Genomic DNA, 19,277 nt, shown 5'->3' on the forward strand with positions numbered 1-19,277 from the left:
AGCCGGCCGCCGACTGGCTCGACCCGTTCGGCGCGGGCGGAGCGGCGCTGACCGGCGGGCTGCTGCTCGGCGTGTTCGTCTACTGGGGCTGGGAGTCCGCGGTCAACCTCACCGAGGAGACGGAGGACCCCGCCGCCGTCCGTGCGGTCGTGCTCGACGGGGCCAGGGCGGCCGCCGGGCCTGCGCGCGCCGCCGGCCGCGACGTCGTCGTGATCGAGGTCGCGCCGCGCGCCGCCGCGATCGAGGCGGCCGTGCTCGACGCGGGGGCGGACGACACCGTCCTCGTGGCGGGGCGCGGCCACGAGACCATCCAGGAGGTCGCGGGCGTCGACCTCGAGCTCGACGACCGGGACGAGGCCCGCCGCGCCCTGCAGCGGCGGCACGAGAGGACGACCGCATGATCGCGCTGACCGCCGCCGACGTCGCCGAGGCGACCGGGGGACGGCTGCACGCCGCCGCCGACGTGGCCGTGACCGGGCCCGTCGAGGTGGACTCCCGCCGGGTCGGTGCCGGGAGCCTGTTCGTCGCGCTGCCGGGCGAGCGGGTCGACGGGCACGACTTCGCGCAGGCTGCCGTCGACGCGGGCGCCACCCTGGTGCTGGCCGCGCGCGAGCTCGAGGGACTGCCGACCGTCGTGGTCGACGACGTCCAGGCCGCGCTGGGCGAGCTCGCTCGCGCCGTCCTGGCGCGCGTGCGTGCCACGGGCGACGTGCGGGTCGTGGCGGTCACCGGCTCGGTGGGCAAGACGACCACCAAGGACCTGCTCGGCCAGCTCCTCGCCGACCTGCTCCCGGACGACGTCGCGCCCGCCGACGGCCTGGTGGTTCCCGCCGGCTCGTACAACAACGAGGTGGGCCTGCCGCTGACCGTGCTGCGGGTCACCGAGGCCACCCGCTTCCTCGTGCTGGAGATGGGCGCGGACGGCCCCGGCAACATCGCGTACCTCACGCGGATCGCGCCGCCCGACGTCGGCATCGTGCTCGCCGTCGGCGTCGCCCACGTGGGCAAGTTCGGCTCGGTCGAGGCGATCGCGCGCACCAAGAGCGAGATGGTCACGGGTGTGCTGCCCGGCGGCACCGTCGTGCTCAACGCCGACGACCAGCGGGTCGCCGCGATGTCGGCGCTCACGTCGCCGGAGCACACCGTCACCACCTTCGGGACGATCTCGTCGGCGGACGTCCGCGCCACGGACGTGGAGGTCGACGCCTCCGGCCGGGCGCGCTTCGGGCTGGTCGGCCAGGTGGGAGCGGACGCGTCGCCCGTCGAGCTGCGGCTCGTCGGGGCGCACCACGTGAGCAACGCGCTCGCCGCGGCCGCCGCCGTCCTCGCGCTCGGGGGCACCGTCGCCGACGTCGTGGCCGGGCTGTCGCGCGCGACGCCCGTCAGCCCGCACCGGATGGCCGTGACCGAGCGTCCGGACGGCGTGACCGTCGTCGACGACGCCTACAACGCGAACCCGGACTCGATGCGCGCCGCGCTGCGGACCCTGGCCGTGATGGCGGGCCGCACCCGCCGGTCGGTCGCGGTGCTGGGTGAGATGCTCGAGCTGGGCGACGGGGCGCGTGCCGCGCACGACGCGATCGGACGCCTCGTGGTGCGATTGAACGTCAAGCTCCTCGTCGTCGTCGGCGACGGGGCGTACCACATCCACGAAGGCGCCCTGCAGGAGGGTTCCTGGGGAGAGGAGTCGGTCTTCGTGCCTGACCTGGACGCGGCACGCGAGGTCCTCGCCGAGTCGCTCGAGCCGGGCGACGTCGTCCTCGTGAAGTCGTCCCTCGGGTCCGGCCTGTGGCAGCTCGGCGACGAGCTCGCCGCCGGCGGGCCGGCAGCGCCCGGCATCGACGACCAGGACGGCCAGGACGGCCAGGACGGCCAGGACGGCCAGGACGGCCAGGAGAGCACGGTGGTCGTCCCGTGATCGCGATCCTGGTCTCGGCCGGCATCTCGCTGGTCGTCGCGCTGTTCGGCACCCCCCTGTTCATCCGGTTCCTCGTGCACCGCAACTACGGCCAGTTCGTCCGGCAGGACGGGCCGACGGCGCACTTCACCAAGCGCGGCACCCCCACGATGGGCGGCGTCGTCATCATCGGCGCGACGCTCGTGGGCGTCGCGGGGTCGATGGCGGTCGCGGGCCGGCCGCCGAGCGCGTCCGCGCTGCTGTGCCTCTACCTGATGACGGGCCTGGGAGTGGTCGGCTTCCTCGACGACTTCACGAAGATCCGCAAGCAGCGCTCGCTCGGGCTCACCGCGAAGGCGAAGATCGTGGGCCAGGGTTTCGTGGGCATCAGCTTCGCCATCCTCGCCCTGCAGTTCCCCAACGCCAACGCGCGCACACCCGCGTCGACCCGCATCTCGTTCCTGCGGGACACGAACCTCGACCTGGCGTTCGCCGGGGTCACCGTGGGTCTGATCCTCTTCGTGATCTGGGCGAACTTCCTCATCACTGCGTGGTCCAACGCGGTGAACCTCACCGACGGTCTCGACGGGCTTGCGACGGGCGTGTCCCTCGTGGTCTTCGGCGCCTACGTGATCGTGTGCATCTGGCAGCTCAACCAGTCCTGCCAGCGCCTCGCTGCCGCCGGTCCGCGCTGCTACGAGGTGCGCGACCCGCAGGACCTCGCGATCATCGCGGCCGCGATCATGGGCGCCTGCTTCGGCTTCCTGTGGTGGAACGCCAGCCCGGCCCGCATCTTCATGGGCGACACCGGCTCGCTCGCCCTGGGCGGCGCCCTGGCGGGGATCTCGATCCTGTCCCGCACCGAGATCCTCGCGGCCATCGTGGGTGGCCTGTTCGTCATCATCGTGATGTCGGACGTCATCCAGATCGGCTTCTTCAAGCTCACCGGCAGACGCGTGTTCAAGATGGCACCGCTGCACCACCACTTCGAGCTGTCGGGGTGGGGCGAGGTCACGATCGTCATCCGCTTCTGGCTCATCGCGGGCCTGTTCGCCGCCCTGGGCATGGGCGTCTTCTACGCCGAGTGGGTGGCCACGTGACCCCTCCGGGTCGGCTGCCGGAGGGCGCGCGCGTCGTCGTGGCGGGGCTCGGGGTCACCGGCCGTGCCGTCGTCGCGGCCCTCGCGGGCCGGGCGGCCTCGGTCGTCACGGTCGACGCGCGGGCCGAGGGCGCCCACGTGCGCGACGCCGACGACCCGGCGACGGCCGCGCGCCTCGTCGCGGGCGCGGACCTCGTCGTCGCGTCGCCGGGGTGGGCGCCGAGCACGCCGCTGCTCGCCGCCGCCCGCGCGGCCGGCGTGCCCGTCTGGAGCGAGGTGGAGCTCGGCTGGCGGCTGCGCGTCGACCGGGAGGGTGCCGGCCGGGGGCCCGCGCCGTGGCTCGCGGTCACCGGCACCAACGGCAAGACGACGACCGTCGAGATGCTCGCGTCGATCCTGACCGCCGCCGGCCTGCGCACCGCTGCCGTGGGCAACGTCGGCACGCCCGTGGTCCAGGCAGCGCTCGACCCGACGCTCGACGTCCTGGCCGTGGAGCTCTCGAGCTTCCAGCTGCACCACACCCTGTCGACGTCGTTCGAGGCGGCCGCGGTCCTCAACGTGGCGGCCGACCACCTGGACTGGCACGGGTCGCTCGACGCGTACGCGCGGGACAAGGGGCGCATCTTCGCCCGGGCGCAGGTGGCCTGCGTGTACTCCGTCGCCGACCCGCGCACGGAGCAGCTCGTGCGGGACGCGGACGTGGCCGAGGGCGCCCTGGCCGTCGGCTTCACGCTCGGCGCCCCGGGCCCCGGCCAGCTGGGGGTCGTGGAGGACGTGCTCGTCGACCGTGCCTTCCACACGGCACCGGACGCCCGCGACCGGCACCGGACCGCCGCCGAGCTCGGCACCCTCGCGGACCTCGCGCACCTCGCGCCCGGCCCCGCGGGGAGCGTGGTGCCCGCGCACGTCGTCGCGAACGCCCTGGCAGCGGCCGCCCTCGCCCGCGCGCACGGCGTCGACGCCGCCGCGGTCCGCGACGGCCTGCGCGCCTTCCGGCCCGGCGCCCATCGCATCGCGCAGGTGCGGGAGCTCGACGGCGTCGCCTGGGTGGACGACTCGAAGGCGACGAACGCGCACGCCGCGGCGGCCTCGCTCGCCGGGTATCCGGCGGCCTCCGTCGTGTGGATCGCCGGCGGCCTTGCGAAGGGGGCGTCGTTCGACACGCTCGTCGCCGGCCGCGCCGACCGGCTGCGTGCCGCCGTGCTCATCGGCGTGGACCCGGAGCCGATCCGCGGCGCGCTGGCCCGACACGCGCCCGAGGTCCCCGTCGTGGTGGTCGATCCCGGAGACACTGGCTCGGTGATGCGTCGCGCGGTCGCGGCGGCACGGGACCTCGCCCGGCCGGGCGACACCGTGCTGCTGGCGCCCGCGGGCGCGTCGCAGGACCAGTTCGCCTCCTACGCCCAGCGGGGAGAGGCGTTCGCCGCCGCCGTGGCGGAGCTGGAGGCGACAGGACGGTAGGACGGCGCCGGGCAGTCAGCCCGGGTCGTCGCCACGCGAGCGAGGAGTGTCGGGATGGCGGTCACGACGGGCACCCGGCGCCCCCGCGCAGCCGCAGGTCAGCAGGCGAAGGGCCAGGCGAAGGGCTCGGTCCGGGGCGCTGCCAGGACCTCCTCGAAGTCGTCCGTCAGGTCCGCGGCCAGGTCTGCCACGAAGCGCTCGGCCGACCGGCCGTGGCTCGGGCAGTGGAACTCCACCGTCACGAGCTACTACCTGCTGGTCGGCGCGACCGGCCTGCTGCTCGTCATCGGGCTCGTCATGGTGCTGTCCAGCTCGACGGTGACGTCGATCGCCGAGGGCGGTTCGCCCTACACCGCCTTCGTCAACCAGGCGCGCTACGCGCTCATCGGGCTGCCGCTCATGCTCCTCGCCGCCCGGCTGCCCGTGCGCTGGTACAAGCGGCTGGCCTGGCCCGCGCTGATCGTCGCCCTCGGCCTCCTCGCGGCGGTGCTGTTCTTCGGGACGGCGGTCAACGGCAACCAGAACTGGCTGCCGCTGGGCCCGGTCCGGATCCAGCCGTCGGAGCTGGCGAAGCTCGCGCTCGCCGTGTGGCTGGGCGCGGTGCTGGGGCGCAAGCAGCGTCTGCTGGGCAGCTGGGCGCAGGCGCTCGTCCCGGGCGCGCTCGGGCTCGCGGCCGTCCTCGGTCTGGTGATGATGGGCCACGACCTCGGTACGGCGCTCATCATCGCGCTGCTGGGACTGGGCGCGTACTGGGTCTCGGGCGCACCGGCCTCGATGCTCGCCCTGGGCGGGGCGGGCGCGGCGCTCCTCGTGGGCTGGGCGTTCATCGTCAACCAGGGCAGCTCCGACCGGCTCGACCGCATCCTCGCGACCTACGGCTCCGCGTGCGACGCCGCGAGCGAGTGCTACCAGTCGATCCACGGCCTCTACGGGCTGGCGACTGGCGGCCTGTTCGGGGTCGGCCTCGGTGCCAGCCGCGAGAAGTGGAAGTACCTGCCCGAGGCGCACAACGACTTCATCTTCTCGGTGATCGGTGAGGAGCTCGGCCTGCTGGGCACCCTGCTGGTGCTCGCGCTGTTCGCGGTGCTCGGGGTCGCGATGGCACGGGTCGTGCGCCGGCACCCCGACCCGTTCGTGAAGATCACCACCGCGGCGGTGGGCTGCTGGGTCGTGGGCCAGGCGTTCGTCAACATCGGTGTCGTCACCGCGGTCCTGCCCGTCATCGGCGTCCCGCTGCCCCTGGTGTCGGCGGGCGGTTCCGCCCTGATCACGACCATGATGGCGCTCGGCATGGTGATCAGCTTCGCGCGGACCGAGCCGGGCGCCGCGGAGGCGCTGGCGGCCCGCCGCAGCGTCGTGCGCAGGTCCGTGGCCGTGCTCTCGCGCCGAGGGCGCCGCGGGGGAGAACCGGGCCGGGACGTCCGCCCCGGCCGATAGGGTCCTCGGTGTGAAGAGCTCTGCAGTCACGTCCGTCGTCCTCGCCGGGGGCGGCACCGCCGGCCACGTCAACCCCCTCCTCGCCGTCGCGGACGAGCTCCGCGCCCGGGAGCCGGAGGCCAGGATCCTCGCCCTCGGCACCACGTCCGGGCTCGAGGCCGACCTCGTCCCGGAGCGCGGCTACCGGCTGTGGCCCGTGCCCCGGGTGCCGCTCCCGCGCCGACCGAGCGTCGACCTGCTGCGGCTGCCCGGCCGGCTCAGCGCCGCCGTGAAGGCCGCCGAGGCCGCGATCGACGAGATCGGCGCCCAGGCGGTCGTGGGCTTCGGCGGGTACGTCTCGACGCCCGCCTACCTCGCTGCGCGGCGCAAGGGCGTCCCGGTCGTGATCCACGAGCAGAACGCGCGCCCCGGTCTGGCCAACAAGCTCGGCGCTCGCTGGGCGGCACGCGTCGGCGCCACGTTCCCGGGCACCACGCTGCCCGGTGCGCAGGTCGTGGGCCTGCCGCTGCGGGCCGAGATCGCCGACCTCGTCGCCCGCCGCGACGCCGACCCGGTGGGCGCGCGCGTGCAGGCGGCGGACGCCCTGGGTCTCGACCCGGCGCTGCCGACGCTCGTCGTCACGGGGGGCTCCTCGGGCGCGGCCTCGGTGAACGCGGCGCTGGCCGGCGCGGTCGACGCGCTGCTGGGCGCCGGCGTGCAGGTGCTCCACCTCACCGGGAAGGGCAAGGCCGGCCCGGTCCGCACGGCGGTCGAGACGGCCACCGTGGCGGGGGCCCACGAGGCCGCGCGCTACCAGGTGCGCGAGTACCTCTCCGAGATGCAGCTCGCGCTCGCGGCCGCCGACTTGGTCGTCGCCCGGTCCGGCGCGGGCACCGTCTGCGAGCTCGCCGCGCTCGGCGTCCCGGCGGTCTACGTGCCGCTGCCCGTCGGGAACGGGGAGCAGCGCCTCAACGCCGCCCCGCTCGTCGACGCGGGCGGCGGGCTGCTGGTCGACGACGCCGACCTCACGTCCGCCTGGGTCGCCCAGCACGTGCCGGCGCTCCTGGCCGACCGGCCGCGCCTCGAGGCGATGGCGGCCGCGGCGCGCACGACCGGTGTGCGCGACGGCGCCGCCCGCGTGGCGGACCTCGTGGCGGAGGCCGTCGCGGCGGCCCCCTCGGCCGCCGGGGGACAGGCATGAACGCGGCGGCACCCGGGGTGCTGCCCGTCGAGGCGCTCGGACGCGTCCACCTCGTCGGGGTGGGAGGCGCGGGCGTCTCGGTGGTCGCCCGGCTGCTCGCGGCGCGCGGCGCCGACGTCCAGGGCTCGGACGCCGCCGCAGGTCCGGCGCTCGAGGCGCTGCGCGAGGACGGCGTGCGGGTCTGGGTCGGTCACGACGCCGCGCACGTCGTGGGACCGGACGGTGCGCCGCTGGTCGACACCGTCGTCGTGTCCTCGGCCGTGCGGGAGACGAACCCCGAGCTGGCGGCGGCCCGCGCCGCGGGTGTCCGGGTGCTGCACCGCTCGCAGGCGCTCGCCTCCCTGATGCTGGACCGGCGCGCCGTCGCCGTCGCCGGGGCGCACGGCAAGACCACGACGTCGGCGATGGTCGCCACCGTGCTGCGTGCCTGCGGCGTGGACGCGTCGTTCGCCATCGGCGGGACGGTGCGGGTCCGCGACGCCGAGGGCCACGAGAGCGCCGTCCCGGGCGGCCGGCTGGGCTCCTCGGACGTGCTCGTCGCGGAGGCGGACGAGTCCGACGGCTCGTTCCTCAACTACGCGCCGACGGTCGCGGTCGTGACCAACGTCGAGCCCGACCACCTCGACCACTACGGGTCGCGCGAGGCGTTCGAGCGAGCCTTCGAGGAGTTCGCCGGCCGGATCGTGCCGGGCGGCACGCTCGTGGCGTGCGCGGACGACGCCGGGTCGGCCGCGCTCGCGCGGACGCACCGGGAGTCGGGGCGGACGGTGGTCACGTACGGCGAGGCAGCCGCGGCCGACGTCCGCGTGCGCGACGTCGAGGTCGGCGCCGGGACCGTGTCCGCCGTCGTGTCGGGAGGGCCGCTCGGCGAGGACGCGCACGTGCTCCGCCTCGCCGTCCCGGGGGCGCACAACGCCCTGAACGCCACGGCTGCCGTCGTGACCGCGGTCCTGCTCGGGGCGGAGCCGGCAGCGGCGGTCGCGGGTGCCGCGACCTTCGTGGGCACCGGGCGCCGCTTCGAGCCCAAGGGCGAGGCCGACGGCGTCCGGGTCTACGACAGCTACGACCACCACCCCACCGAGGTGGCCGCGCTGCTGCGTGCGGCGCGACCCCTGGCAGGCGACGGGCGCATCGTCGTCCTCTTCCAGCCGCACCTCTACTCGCGTACCCGCATCTTCGCGGACCGCTTCGCCGCCGCCCTGGCGCTCGCGGACGAGGTGGTCGTCACCGGGATCTACCGGGCGCGCGAGGACGTGGACCCGTCCGTCGGGCCGCGGACGATCACGGACCTGCTGGAGCGGACGGCGTCCGGCGGAGGGGTGCACGCCGTCGAGGACCGGCTCGAGGCGGCACACGTGACCTCCGCGCTGGCCCGGCCCGGCGACCTGGTGCTGACCGTGGGCGCCGGAGACGTGACCGAGCTCGGCCCCGTGATCCTCGCGGACCTGGCCGCGAGGCGTCCCGGCGTGGCGTCGCCCTCCGTCCCGTCCCGCGACGAGAGCATGGGGTGATGCGACCGCCAGCCCGCCCGCGCCCGACGCCACGCACCACGTCGTCGGGACCTCGGACGGGAGCGGCCGGAGGACCGGCGCCGCGCCGGCGCCCGGCGACGGGAGCCACCCCGGCAACCTCGGCGCGGACGACAGCCCCGGCCGCACCGACGGCGCCGACGGCGCAGGTCCGGACGCCCGCCGCCCGCCCCGACGGCGCGCATGGCCCCCGCACCGCGGCGACGGCGGTCGTCCCGGTGGGGCAGGAGATCCCGCCGCGCGTGTCCACCCAGATGGCGGACCGGCTCGCCGAGCGGACCGCGATGCGCCGGCACCGCGCCTGGCGGCGTGTGCTCGGGTGGGTCCTCGCCGTCGTCGTCGTGGTCGCCCTGGGCGTCGCCGCCCTGTGGTCCCCTGTGCTGGCGCTGGAGAAGGCGCAAGTGTCCGTCTCGGGGGTGAACCAGTACGTCGACCCGGCGGCCGTCCGGGAGATCGTCGAGGAGCCGGTCGGCACGCCCCTGCCGCGGCTCGACACCGTGGCGTTGCGTGAGCAGCTGCTCCGGCTGCGGGGCGTGAAGGACGTGCGCATCGCGCGCTCGTGGCCCCACGGCCTCGCCGTCGAGGTGACGCCACGGGTGCCCGTGGCGGCGGTCCCCGACGGCGACGAGCTGGCCCTCCTCGACTCGTCGGGAGCACGCGTCGCGACGCGCCCCTCGGCTCCGCAGGGGCTCCCGCAGGTCGACGTCCCGCTCGACGACGCCCTGGCGCTCCAGGCGGCGCTGCACGTCCTCGCCGCGCTGCCGCCGGGTCTCGCGAAGCAGGTCCAGCAGGTGAGCGCGGACACGCAGGACGCCGTCGAGACGGTGCTCGACGACGGCACCACCGTCGTGTGGGGCGGGAGCTCGCAGCTGCCCCTCAAGGTCGAGGCGGTGCGCACGCTGCGCAAGCTGGCCGACGGCGCCCGCACGATCGACGTGTCGTCGCCCGAGCTGCCGGTGACCCGGTGACCCGGCGCCCCGGCGGCGCAAGCACCGGGCGCGCGCGACACGCCGAGAGACGTCCGGCGCCGGGCCAGGCGCGACGCCTACCGTCGATCGCAGCAGCAACCTGACATAACTCTAACCCTCAACTCGAACCTTAAGGTTAGCCCTGCGGGAGCGACGAGGGGGAGCGAGGACCGGACGTCGGGGACCAGGAACGACCCGAGAGGCAACGACGTGGCAACTCCGCAGAACTACCTGGCAGTGATCAAGGTGGTCGGTATCGGCGGTGGCGGCGTGAACGCCGTGAACCGCATGATCGAGGTCGGGCTCAAGGGTGTCGAGTTCATCGCCATCAACACCGACGCCCAGGCGCTGCTGATGTCGGACGCCGACGTCAAGCTCGACGTCGGTCGTGAGCTCACCCGTGGCCTGGGCGCCGGCGCCGACCCCGAGGTGGGCAAGAAGGCGGCCGAGGACCACGCCGAGGAGATCGAGGACGTCCTGCGCGGCGCCGACATGGTCTTCGTGACGGCAGGCGAGGGCGGCGGCACCGGCACCGGCGGCGCACCCGTCGTGGCCCGCATCGCGCGCTCGCTCGGCGCCCTGACCGTGGGCGTCGTGACGCGACCGTTCACGTTCGAGGGCCGCCGTCGCTCCGTGCAGGCCGAGCAGGGCATCGAGACCCTCCGCGAGGAGGTCGACACCCTCATCGTCATCCCGAACGACCGGCTGCTGTCGATGTCGGACCGGACCGTCTCGGCGATCGCCGCGTTCCACTCCGCCGACCAGGTGCTGCACTCCGGTGTCCAGGGCATCACGGACCTCATCACGACCCCGGGCCTGATCAACCTCGACTTCGCGGACGTGAAGTCCGTGATGCAGGGGGCGGGCTCCGCGCTCATGGGCATCGGCTCGGCCAGGGGAGAGGACCGCGCCGTCCAGGCGGCCGAGCTCGCGATCTCCTCCCCGCTGCTCGAGGCGTCGATCGACGGGGCGCACGGCGTGCTGCTCTCGATCCAGGGCGGCAGCGACATCGGCCTGTTCGAGGTGCACGAGGCGGCGCGCCTGGTCCAGGAGGCGGCGCACTCCGAGGCCAACATCATCTTCGGCACGGTCATCGACGACGCGCTGGGCGACGAGGTGCGCGTCACCGTCATCGCCGCCGGGTTCGACGGCGGCGTGCCGCAGACGCGCAAGGACGGCCGGGGTCTCGGGCAGATCGCCGGGGCAACCCCCCGGCCGGCGGCCTCCGGCGACGGGGCGGCCACGACCGTGCCCGTGCCGCCGCCCGGCGTCCAGACGGCGCCCCCGCGCCCGCCGCAGCCGACCACCCAGTCGGTGCCCGCGGCGAACGTCCGGCCGCGGCCGATCCCGGCCGAGCCCGACGACGTGCCCGTCAGCCTCGACGCGCCGCCGGCGCCGCCCGCCGGTGCCCGCCCGTCGGAGGCGCGCCGGCCGTTCACCGTGGTCGAGGACGCCGAGGGCGAGGGTGTCACGGTGGAGCGCCCCGTCGAGGTCCCCCGGCTGTTCGACGAGCCCCGTCGCCCCGCCGAGGAGCTCGACGTGCCCGACTTCCTCAAGTGAGCGCGGAGTGAGCGGGACGGTCGGCTGGGCCCAGGAGGCGTTGTTGCCGGCGCAGTTCGGCGCGGGGCTGCTGCGCGTGGACCTCGGGGAGGGCGTCGTGGCGGGCTTCACGACGCGTCACGGCGGAGTGTCGCCCGCCCCGTGGTCCTCGCTGGACCTGGGCACGTCGACCGGTGACGACCCGGTGCGCGTGCGGGAGAACCGCGCACGCCTGGGGGAGTGGGTCGGCGCACCGGTGGCGTTCACCGCACAGGTGCACGGCGACCATGTGCTGGACCTCGGTGCCCCCGAGCTGGCGGAATGGTCGTCGCCCGAGCCCCCGGCCGCGGCGGGCGAGGCCGACGCGATGGTCACCGCTCAGCCGGGCCTCGCGCTCGGGGTCCTGGTGGCGGACTGCGTGCCGGTGGTGCTCGCCGACCCGGTCGCCCGGGTCGTCGGCGTGGCGCACGCCGGCCGCAAGGGCGTCGTGGCCGGTGTCGTGCACCGGGTCCTGGACGGCATGCTCGCGCGCGGGGCCAGCGTGGAGGACCTGCGGGCCGCCGTCGGGCCCGCGGTCTGCGGGTCGTGCTACGAGGTGCCCGCCGAGATGCGCGCGGACGTGGCCGGCGTCGTCCCCGAGACGTGGTCGACCACGGAGGCGGGCACGCCCGCCCTGGACCTGCCGGCCGGGGTGCTCGCCCAGCTGGCCGCCCGGGGGGTCGACGCGATGCGGGTGGACCGGTGCACGCTCACGGACGCCGACCTCTACTCCCACCGCCGTGCCACCGCCCAGGGCACGACGACGGGACGGCAGGCCGGCGTCGTCGTCCTGACCTGACGTGACACGACGAGCGTGACCTGGCCCGACCTGGCCCGACACGACCCGACCTGACCGGGACGGACACGCCTCGCGGGCACGACACACCGGCGTGTCGTGCGTCAATGCCGCCACGGGCGTGGTTAACGTCGTGACACCGCCCTGGACGGAGGGTGGGACGTGGCGACGAACGGAGCAGGGCGATGGGCGGAGCGCTTCGCAAGACGATGCTGTACCTGGGGCTCGCCGACGACCAGGGGGAGTCGGAGGAGTACCTCGACGAGTACGAGGAGCTGGAGGCACCGGTGCGCGACCGTGACGACTACCAGGCGCAGGTCACCCCGCTGCACCGCGGCGGTGCGAGCGAGTCGGTGATCGCGTCCGACCTGCGGCGGATCACCACCATCCACCCGCGCTCGTACAACGACGCCCGCACGATCGGCGAGGCGTTCCGTGGCGGCACGCCCGTCATCATGAACCTGTCGGACATGGACGACGCGGACGCCAAGCGTCTCGTCGACTTCTCCGCGGGCCTCATCTTCGGCCTTCGTGGGTCGATCGAGCGCGTCACGAACAAGGTCTTCCTGCTCTCGCCGGAGCACGTCGAGATCTCGGGCGAGGAGCCGCCGGCGGAGAAGGCCCCCGGCCGCGGGGCGTTCTACAACCAGAGCTGAGCGACCGCAGCGGCCACGCACCACCCCACCGGCGCACCGGTCCTGCCGGTCACGTCGACGGATCCGTCCGGCCAGGGCCGGGGCAGTCTGCCCCGGCCCTGCCTCGTGCTCGCCCTGCCTCGTGCTCGGGTAGGTTCGACCCGTGAACGCAGTGTTTACCCTCATCGGCTTCCTCCTCGGCCTCTTCCTGCTGTGCCTCGTCGTGCGCCTGGTGTTCGACTGGGTGCAGTTCTTCGCGCGGGACTGGCGACCTCGTGGGGTGATGCTGGTCATCGCGGAGGCCGTGTACACGGTCACCGACCCGCCGCTCCGCGCGCTGCGCAGGGTGATCCCGCCCCTGACGCTCGGGCAGGTCCGCCTCGACCTGGCGTTCCTGATCCTGTTCATCGGCACCTCGATCCTCCAGCAGGTGTTCCTCGGCCTCGGCCGGTGACATCCCTGTGACAGGCCGGTGACCTCCGGCAGGGTGACTCTCGCCACCCTGCTGACGTGTGAAGACGTGGTGAGGGCGGCACGACCGGGCCTTGTCGGGCAGGTCGCCCCGCACCGTGTCCGCTACCGTGGTCATCCAGACGGCCCGTGACCCGGGTCCCCGACGACCCTGCAAGACGATGAGGTGAGACGATGGCGCTGCTGACGGCAGAGGACATCCTGAACAAGAAGTTCGCCGCGACCAAGTTCCGTGAGGGCTACGACGTCGAAGAGGTGGACGACTTCCTCGACGAGGTCGTGCGGACGCTCACGGCGGTCCAGGAAGAGAACGACGACCTGCGTTCGAAGCTGACGGCGGCGGAGCACCGCGTCGCCGAGCTGAGCCGCTCGGACGCGGCGCAGCAGTCCCAGCCGACGCCCACCCCCGCGCCCAGCCCGGCCCCCGTGCCGGCCCCGGCGGCGTCCAAGCAGCAGCCGGCGGAGCCCGAGTCTGCGACGGGCATGCTCCAGCTCGCCCAGAAGCTGCACGACGACTACGTGCGGTCCGGTCAGGAAGAGGGCGACCGTCTCATCTCGGAGGCGAAGTCCGAGGGCTCGCGCATCGTCCGCGAGGCGGAGGAGACCAGCCACCGCACGCTGTCCCAGCTCGAGCAGGAGCGCTCGCTCCTCGAGCGCAAGATCGACGAGCTGCGCCTCTTCGAGCGCGACTACCGCACGCGTCTCAAGAGCTTCCTGCAGAACCTGCTGGGCGACCTCGACGCCCGCGGCTCGGCCCTGCCTCCTCAGCGGCAGAACGCCAACGCCGGTCGCGGATCGGAGCTCTGAGCGGGGCCCGTCACCCCGCGTACCGGGCTCTCTCGCCCCGTCTCACCCCGAGCGGCCCGCACGACATGCACGCCACCCCGCGCGTGCTGTTGTGCGGGCCGCTCGTCGCACTTACGCTTCGGTGACTCGTCGTCGACGCACCAAAGAAAGGGCACCGATGGCCAAGCTCTCGACCACCACCCGCGCGGCCTTGCGCGAGAACTTCCCGCACCTCACGCGGGACGTGAAGTCGTTCCCGGTCCGTGACGGCGAGGAGCCCTGGACCCTGCACGAGGTGGAGGAGCTGGCAGCCTTCCTGCTCGAGGACAAGGAGCGTCTCGAGCGCGAGCTCGCCGTCGCCGACCAGGAGCTGTCCGACCTGCTGCGCAACTCCGGCGACGGCGCGGGCGACGACCAGGCCGACTACGGCTCGAGCGCCCTCGAGCGCGAGCAGGAGCTGACGCTCGTCAACAACATGCGCGACCTGCTGGCGCAGACGACGCACGCCGTCGACCGCATCCGCAAGGGCACCTACGCCACGTGCGAGATCACCGGGCTGCCCATCGGCAAGGCGCGGCTGCAGGCGTTCCCGCGGGCGACGCTGTCCGTCGAGGCGAAGGCGCGCGAGGAGCGTCGCTGACCCTCCCCGGGTGGCCGGGGACCGGATCGGGCCGAGCGGTCCTGCGGCAGGCGCGGTCCGCCTAGACTGGCCGACGATGTCGACCACGCCCGCCGGCTCCGCCCCGGCCCCCGAGCCCGCGCCGCGCGACGGCGCCCCCGAGTCGCCCGCGACCGGTGCGCCCACCGACCACGGCCCGGAGGGCACCGCCGCGCCCGCCGCGGCGACGGGCGCTCCGGTGTCCGCTGAGCGCCGCCGTCGTCTGGTGATCTGGACCTTCGCCCTGGCAGCCGTGGTGCTGCTGGTGGACCAGCTGACCAAGTGGTGGGCGGAGTCGACGCTCGTGCTCGGCGCCGAGCCGTCCCCGCTGCTCGGTGAGCTCCTGCAGCTGCGTCTCATCTACAACGACGGCGCCGCGCTGTCGATCGCCTCGGGCATGACGTGGATCCTCACGATCGTCGTGATCGTCGTCGTGGTGGTCATCGTGCGCGCCATCCGCCGCATCGGCTCGGTCGGCTGGGCGGTGGCGCTCGGCCTGCTGCTGGGCGGGGCGCTGGGGAACCTCGGCGACCGGCTCTTCCGTCAGCCGGGCGTCGGTCGCGGCTGGGTGGTCGACTTCATCGACTACGGCGTCTTCGTCGGGAACGTCGCGGACATCGCCATCGTGGCGGCGGCCGCGCTCATCGTCATCCTGTCGTTCCTCGGGATCGGCCTGGACGGGCGACGGCACGTCGAGACGACCGGCGACCAGCCTGCTCGCAGCGCCGACGCCGCGGACGAGGAGCGCTGACGGTGTCGACGCGGACGCTGCCCGTCCCGGACGGCCTGGCGGGCGAACGGGTCGACGCGGCCCTCGCCCGGATGCTCGGGTTCTCCCGCACCCAGGCGGCCGAGCTCGCCTCGTCGGGCGCGGTCCTGCTGGACGGCCGCGAGGTCGGCAAGTCCGACCGCGTCGTGGCCGGGGGGTGGCTCGAGGTCACCGTGCCCGACGCGCGGCCCGCGGCCGCTGCCGTCGTCGCGGAGCCCGTCCCCGGGATGTCGATCGCGTACGAGGACGACGACGTGGTGGTCGTCGACAAGCCGGTCGGGGTGGCGGCGCACCCGTCGCCGGGCTGGACCGGCCCCACGGTGGTCGGGGCGCTCGTGGCGGCCGGCTACCGGATCGCGACCTCCGGCGCAGCGGAGCGCCAGGGCATCGTGCACCGCCTCGACGTCGGCACGTCGGGCCTCATGGCCGTCGCCAAGAGCGAGGCGGCCTACACCGGCCTCAAGCGCGCGTTCAAGGAGCGCACGGTCGAGAAGGTCTACCACGCCCTCGCCCAGGGGCACCCCGAGCCGACCACGGGCACGATCGACGCTCCGATCGGCCGGCACCCCAGCGCCGACTACCGGTTCGCCGTCGTGGCGGACGGCAAGCACTCGGTCACCCACTACGAGGTGCTCGAGATGCTGCCCGCCGCGTCGCTGGTGGAGGTGCACCTCGAGACAGGTCGCACGCACCAGATCCGGGTGCACTTCCAGGCGGTGCGCCACCCGCTGGTGGGCGACCTCACCTACGGCGCCGATCCCGTCCTCGCGTCGAAGGTCGGGCTCCGGCGGCAGTGGCTGCACGCCGTCCGGCTGGGGTTCGAGCACCCGCTCACGGGCCGCTGGGTAGAGGTCGGCAGCGAGTACCCGGACGACCTGGCGCACGCGCTCGAGGTCGTCCGCGGCGCGTACGCGTAGCCGCTGCTCTTGTCCTGCGACGCTCCACGCCCTAGCGTTCGTCGGGACGGGTGACACGAGTCACTCGCGACCTCGACGAGGAGGACGCATGGCAGCACACCCCGCGCCGGGCCACCCGGCGCCGGTACGTCCACGTCGGCACCGGCTCGCGCCGGTCGTCGCAGCAGGAGCAGCACTCGTGACGATCGTGGCCGGGACGTCCGGCGCCCAGGCAGCCCCGGCCCAGCGGATCGACCCGAGGCACCCGGACCTCGGCCCGAACGTCACGGTCTTCGGGCCCGAGACCCCGCAGTCCGAGATCCAGGCGACGATGGACGCGCTGCACGCGCGGCTGGTCGACGCCGAGATGACCACCGAGCGGCAGGCCGTGTACTTCCTGCCCGGTACCTACGGCTCGGCCGCCGACCCGTTGCAGGTCAACGTCGGCTACTACACCGAGGTCGCCGGCCTCGGCGCCTCGCCCGAGGACGTCACGATCGACGGGGCGGTCGAGGTGCGCAACCGCTGCCTCGGCGACGACGCGAACCCGAACTGCATCGCCCTCGTCAACTTCTGGCGGACGATCTCCAACCTCTCCCTCGACGTGGACACGGCGGGCCAGGGCGGCTGCGAGGCGACGGCGAACTTCTGGGCCGTGTCGCAGGCGGTCTCCATGCGGCGGCTCGACGTCCGCGGGCCGCTGTCGCTCATGGACTACTGCACCGCCGGCCCGCAGTACGCCAGCGGCGGCTTCATCGCCGACTCCCGGTTCGACAGCCCGGTGGTCAACGGCTCGCAGCAGCAGTGGCTCACGCGCAACAGCGAGCTGGGCGGCGGCTGGTCGAACGGCGTGTGGAACCAGGTCTTCTCGGGGGTCGAGGGGGCGCCGAGCGAGGCGGGCTTCCCGGCCCAGCCGTACACTGTGCTGGGCGAGACCCCGACGAGCCGGGAGAAGCCCTACCTGTTCGTCGACGACCAGGGCCGGTACAACGTGCGGGTCCCGGCGGCGCAGCACGACAGCAGCGGCGTGTCCTGGTCCGACGGGACCACGCCCGGCCGGACCGTGCCGATCACCGACTTCTACATCGCGCGCCCGGGCGACTCGGCGACGCGGATCAACGCCGAGCTCGCGCGCGGCAAGAACCTGCTGCTCACGCCGGGCGTCTACGACGTGGACCGCAGCCTCCGGGTGATGCGCGCCGACACCGTCGTGCTCGGCATGGGGCACGCGACGCTGACGTCGGTCGACGGGGCGGTGCCGCTGGAGGTCGGGGACGTCCCGGGGGCGGTCGTCGCAGGGGTGACGATCGACGCGGGCCCCGAGCGGTCGCCCGCGCTCCTGCGGGTCGGCAAGGCGCACGGCAACAACCACCGCTCGGACGCCACGAACCCCGTCACCCTCTCGGACGTCTACTTCCGCGTGGGCGGCCCGCACGTCGGGCGCACGGACGTCGCGCTCGAGGTGAACGCGGACGACGTGCTGATCGACCACACCTGGGTCTGGCGCGCGGACCACGGCGTGGAAGGGTTCGCCACCGACGGCTCGGCGGGGGTCAACGGCGACACCGAGCGGTGGCGCACCAACACGGCCCGCAACGGCGTCGTCGTCAACGGCGACCGGGTGACCGCGACCGGCCTGTTCGTCGAGCACTTCCAGGAGCACAACACGGTCTGGAACGGCGAGGACGGCACGGTGGTGCTGTACCAGAACGAGCTGCCCTACGACCCGCCCACGCAGGCCGACTGGACCCAGCCGGACGGGACGCTCGGCTGGGCCGGGTACAAGGTCGGTGACGACGTCCGCCGGCACCGGCTCTTCGGCGGCGGGGTGTACGTGTTCAACCAGAACAACCCCGCGATCGTGACCGAGGATGGGTTCTCGGTGCCGGAGCGGCCGGGTGTCCGGCTGCACCACCTCATGACGGTCAACCTCAGTGCCGGCACCATCGACCACGTCGTCAACGGCGAGGGCGACGCGGTGCCGCCGTCGACCTCCGGCTCGCCGGAGTACCTGGCCGACTACCCGGCACCCTGACGCAGGGACCGCCGCCTGCGGTCGCACGGCCCTGGTGGTCGTGCGACCGCAGGGTCAGGCCGAGCCGCGGACGACCACGCGAGCGGGGTCGTGCGGCCACGGCGGTGCCACGACGCCGTCCAGCGCCGCGAGCACGCTCGCGGCGAGGTGGTCCGACTGCGGCCCCACCGGCTGGGCGACGGTGGTGAGCGGAGGGGAGGCGACCCGCCCGGCGGGTGCGTCGTCCACCCCGATCACCGCGAGCCGGCCGGGGACCGTGAGCCCCGCCTCGCGTGCCCCCGCCACCACCGCCAGCGCCAGGTCGTCGTTGTACGCCACGACGCCCGTGACGCCCTGGCCGTGCCAGTCCCGCACGGCGCGGGTGGCGGCCTCGTCCGGGCGCACGACCGTGCGCAGGGGCGGGCGGAGACCGCGGCGCGCGCACGCGTCGCGCGCGCCGGCGACGCGGAGGTCGGCGAACCGGCTCAGCCGCGCGTCGTCGGTCGTGGCGACCGCGAGGCGCTCGTGCCCGGCGGCGGCCAGGTGGTCCACCTGCAGCGCCGCGATGCCGCGCTGCGAGCGGTCGAACGCGTCGTCGTCGGCAGGCTGGGCGGCGCCGACCACCTGGATGCCGGCGCGCTCCATCGCCGCCACGTCCGCGGCGGAGAAGGGGGCGAGGCCGACCACCGCCCGGGGCGTCACCGCCCGCCACAGGTCGGCGAGGTCGCGCGAGCCCCGGTGGTGGTGCACGAGGACGAAGAGCCCGCGGGCGGCGAGGACGTCGGTGAGGTGGTCGAGCACGGAGTCCACGACCGGGCCTGTCGGCCAGTCCGGCAGCACGCAGACCACGAGGTCGCTGCGGCCACGCCGGAGGGTGCGGGCCGCGGCGGACGGGGCGTACCCCAGGCGGGCGGCCGCGGCATGGATGCGCGCGCGCGTCGCCTCGGAGACCGAGGCTCCCGGAGTGTCGTTGAGCACGTAGCTGACGGTGGTCCTGGACACCCCGGCCGCGCGCGCGACGTCGGAGCTGGTCACTCCCGGCACTGGGCCTCCTCGCGGTGTCGGCGGTCGCCAGCACTGTATCGGGGGTCGCCCGGGAGTCG

At 74.5% G+C, this 19,277-nt stretch carries 18 protein-coding genes and 1 pseudogene; 18 read left to right on the top strand and 1 reads right to left on the bottom strand.

Annotation, left to right across the window (positions count from 1 at the left end; genetic code table 11):
* The 18 genes and pseudogenes from ACFT55_RS03925 to ACFT55_RS04010 form a co-directional block, all read left to right on the top strand.
* A pseudogene (locus tag ACFT55_RS03925) lies at nt 1-401 on the top strand (UDP-N-acetylmuramoyl-L-alanyl-D-glutamate--2,6-diaminopimelate ligase); the annotation flags it as partial.
* Nucleotides 398-1,918, top strand: coding sequence for a UDP-N-acetylmuramoyl-tripeptide--D-alanyl-D-alanine ligase (gene murF, locus ACFT55_RS03930; protein ID WP_380241693.1), 1,521 nt, complete (start codon nt 398-400; stop codon nt 1,916-1,918). The pseudogene ACFT55_RS03925 and the gene murF, both read left to right, overlap by 4 nt.
* Nucleotides 1,915-2,997 (top strand): phospho-N-acetylmuramoyl-pentapeptide-transferase, encoded by a 1,083-nt coding sequence (mraY, locus tag ACFT55_RS03935; RefSeq protein ID WP_380241695.1) that lies wholly within the window; start codon nt 1,915-1,917, stop codon nt 2,995-2,997. Before murF ends, mraY begins: the two co-directional genes overlap by 4 nt.
* The gene (murD, locus tag ACFT55_RS03940) at nt 2,994-4,457 is read left to right on the top strand and encodes a UDP-N-acetylmuramoyl-L-alanine--D-glutamate ligase (RefSeq protein ID WP_380241697.1); all 1,464 of its coding nucleotides are present in this window, start codon (nt 2,994-2,996) and stop codon (nt 4,455-4,457) included. Before mraY ends, murD begins: the two co-directional genes overlap by 4 nt.
* A gap of 54 nt (nt 4,458-4,511) precedes the next feature.
* The gene (ftsW, locus tag ACFT55_RS03945) at nt 4,512-5,894 is read left to right on the top strand and encodes a putative lipid II flippase FtsW (protein ID WP_380241699.1); all 1,383 of its coding nucleotides are present in this window, start codon (nt 4,512-4,514) and stop codon (nt 5,892-5,894) included.
* A 10-nt stretch (nt 5,895-5,904) separates the two neighbouring features.
* Nucleotides 5,905-7,074 (top strand): undecaprenyldiphospho-muramoylpentapeptide beta-N-acetylglucosaminyltransferase, encoded by a 1,170-nt coding sequence (murG, locus tag ACFT55_RS03950; RefSeq protein WP_380241701.1) that lies wholly within the window; start codon nt 5,905-5,907, stop codon nt 7,072-7,074.
* Nucleotides 7,071-8,585, top strand: coding sequence for a UDP-N-acetylmuramate--L-alanine ligase (gene murC, locus ACFT55_RS03955; protein ID WP_380241703.1), 1,515 nt, complete (start codon nt 7,071-7,073; stop codon nt 8,583-8,585). Before murG ends, murC begins: the two co-directional genes overlap by 4 nt.
* A gap of 260 nt (nt 8,586-8,845) precedes the next feature.
* Nucleotides 8,846-9,571 (top strand): cell division protein FtsQ/DivIB, encoded by a 726-nt coding sequence (locus ACFT55_RS03960; RefSeq protein ID WP_380241706.1) that lies wholly within the window; start codon nt 8,846-8,848, stop codon nt 9,569-9,571.
* Between the two features lie 210 nt (nt 9,572-9,781).
* Nucleotides 9,782-11,131 carry a cell division protein FtsZ gene (gene ftsZ, locus ACFT55_RS03965; RefSeq protein WP_380241708.1) on the top strand — a complete coding sequence of 450 codons (1,350 nt, stop codon included), beginning with the start codon at nt 9,782-9,784 and terminating at the stop codon, nt 11,129-11,131.
* Nucleotides 11,132-11,138: 7 nt separating this feature from the next.
* The gene (gene pgeF, locus ACFT55_RS03970) at nt 11,139-11,948 is read left to right on the top strand and encodes a peptidoglycan editing factor PgeF (RefSeq protein ID WP_380241711.1); all 810 of its coding nucleotides are present in this window, start codon (nt 11,139-11,141) and stop codon (nt 11,946-11,948) included.
* A 182-nt stretch (nt 11,949-12,130) separates the two neighbouring features.
* Entirely contained in the window at nt 12,131-12,601 is a 471-nt protein-coding gene (locus ACFT55_RS03975; protein ID WP_380241713.1) for a cell division protein SepF, read from the top strand.
* Between the two features lie 142 nt (nt 12,602-12,743).
* Nucleotides 12,744-13,034 carry a YggT family protein gene (locus ACFT55_RS03980; protein ID WP_380241715.1) on the top strand — a complete coding sequence of 97 codons (291 nt, stop codon included), beginning with the start codon at nt 12,744-12,746 and terminating at the stop codon, nt 13,032-13,034.
* A 191-nt stretch (nt 13,035-13,225) separates the two neighbouring features.
* A complete protein-coding gene (locus ACFT55_RS03985) occupies nt 13,226-13,858 on the top strand; it encodes a DivIVA domain-containing protein (protein WP_380241718.1) in 633 nt (210 codons plus the stop codon).
* A gap of 157 nt (nt 13,859-14,015) precedes the next feature.
* Complete coding sequence (locus ACFT55_RS03990; protein WP_380241720.1) at nt 14,016-14,477, top strand: TraR/DksA family transcriptional regulator; 462 nt, start codon at nt 14,016-14,018, stop codon at nt 14,475-14,477.
* Nucleotides 14,478-14,553: 76 nt separating this feature from the next.
* A complete protein-coding gene (locus tag ACFT55_RS03995; protein ID WP_380241722.1) occupies nt 14,554-15,246 on the top strand; it encodes a signal peptidase II in 693 nt (230 codons plus the stop codon).
* Between the two features lie 2 nt (nt 15,247-15,248).
* Entirely contained in the window at nt 15,249-16,181 is a 933-nt protein-coding gene (locus ACFT55_RS04000) for an RluA family pseudouridine synthase (RefSeq protein ID WP_380241724.1), read from the top strand.
* Nucleotides 16,182-16,231: 50 nt separating this feature from the next.
* Nucleotides 16,232-16,363: a hypothetical protein gene (locus ACFT55_RS04005; protein WP_380241726.1), complete on the top strand. Its 132-nt coding sequence runs from the start codon at nt 16,232-16,234 to the stop codon at nt 16,361-16,363.
* Nucleotides 16,360-18,195: a glycosyl hydrolase family 28-related protein gene (locus ACFT55_RS04010; RefSeq protein ID WP_380241728.1), complete on the top strand. Its 1,836-nt coding sequence runs from the start codon at nt 16,360-16,362 to the stop codon at nt 18,193-18,195. Before ACFT55_RS04005 ends, ACFT55_RS04010 begins: the two co-directional genes overlap by 4 nt.
* A 54-nt stretch (nt 18,196-18,249) precedes the next feature.
* Here ACFT55_RS04010 and ACFT55_RS04015 read toward each other — a convergent pair whose 3' ends face one another.
* Entirely contained in the window at nt 18,250-19,218 is a 969-nt protein-coding gene (locus ACFT55_RS04015) for a LacI family DNA-binding transcriptional regulator (protein WP_380241731.1), read from the bottom strand.
* Nucleotides 19,219-19,277: the final 59 nt, after the last annotated feature.

This window comes from Isoptericola sp. NPDC057191 (assembly GCF_042670225.1).
GTDB lineage: Bacteria > Actinomycetota > Actinomycetes > Actinomycetales > Cellulomonadaceae > Isoptericola.

What these genes read in the sequence shown, in the direction of transcription:
- murC (WP_380241703.1), top strand. Translation starts at nt 7,071, where the DNA reads ATGAACGCGGCGGCACCCGGGGTGCTGCCCGTCGAGGCGCTCGGACGC.
- ACFT55_RS03975 (WP_380241713.1), top strand. Translation starts at nt 12,131, where the DNA reads ATGGGCGGAGCGCTTCGCAAGACGATGCTGTACCTGGGGCTCGCCGAC.
- ACFT55_RS03985 (WP_380241718.1), top strand. Translation starts at nt 13,226, where the DNA reads ATGGCGCTGCTGACGGCAGAGGACATCCTGAACAAGAAGTTCGCCGCG.
- ftsW (WP_380241699.1), top strand. Translation starts at nt 4,512, where the DNA reads ATGGCGGTCACGACGGGCACCCGGCGCCCCCGCGCAGCCGCAGGTCAG.
- ACFT55_RS03995 (WP_380241722.1), top strand. Translation starts at nt 14,554, where the DNA reads ATGTCGACCACGCCCGCCGGCTCCGCCCCGGCCCCCGAGCCCGCGCCG.
- murF (WP_380241693.1), top strand. Translation starts at nt 398, where the DNA reads ATGATCGCGCTGACCGCCGCCGACGTCGCCGAGGCGACCGGGGGACGG.
- ACFT55_RS03990 (WP_380241720.1), top strand. Translation starts at nt 14,016, where the DNA reads ATGGCCAAGCTCTCGACCACCACCCGCGCGGCCTTGCGCGAGAACTTC.